Origin of the sequence: Streptomyces huiliensis (genome assembly GCF_020037025.1) — a bacterium.
GTDB lineage: Bacteria > Actinomycetota > Actinomycetes > Streptomycetales > Streptomycetaceae > Streptomyces > Streptomyces huiliensis.
Map to the genome: position 1 here is coordinate 1 of NZ_JAIQLH010000556.1, position 611 is coordinate 611.

Annotated in this window: 1 protein-coding gene; it reads right to left on the minus strand. The window is 67.1% G+C overall.

The genetic code is table 11. From position 1 onward, the window contains the following. Positions 1-611, minus strand: a 611-nt coding sequence (locus JNW98_RS35835; RefSeq protein ID WP_223772416.1) for a flavodoxin-dependent (E)-4-hydroxy-3-methylbut-2-enyl-diphosphate synthase, incomplete at both ends; no start/stop codon positions are given.

A 611-nucleotide genomic window follows, 5' to 3' on the forward strand; every position in this document is an offset into this window, starting at 1 on the left:
AGCGACTCCAGGATCTGGATGCCGACCTTGACCTCCTCCGCCGGCGGCGCCGACAGCGAGACCCGGATCGTGTCACCGATGCCCTCCGACAGCAGCGCACCGAAGGCCACCGCCGACTTGATCGTGCCCTGGAACGCCGGACCCGCCTCCGTCACACCCAGGTGCAGCGGGTAGTCACACTGCGCGGCCAGCTGCCGGTAGGCATTGACCATCACGACCGGGTCGTTGTGCTTGACGGAGATCTTGATGTCCCGGAAGCCGTGCTCCTCGAACAGCGACGCCTCCCACAAAGCCGACTCCACCAGCGCCTCAGGCGTGGCCTTGCCGTACTTCTGCAGCAGGCGGCGGTCCAGCGACCCGGCGTTCACACCGATGCGGATCGGCGTCCCCGCCTCCCCGGCCGCCTTCGCGATCTCCTTGACCTTGTCGTCGAACTGCTTGATGTTCCCCGGGTTCACCCGCACCGCCGCACAGCCCGCGTCGATCGCCGCGAACACGTACTTCGGCTGGAAGTGGATGTCCGCGATCACCGGGATCTGCGACTTCGCCGCGATCACCTTCAACGCGTCCGCATCGTCCTGCGTCGGACACGCCACCCGCACGATCTGGCA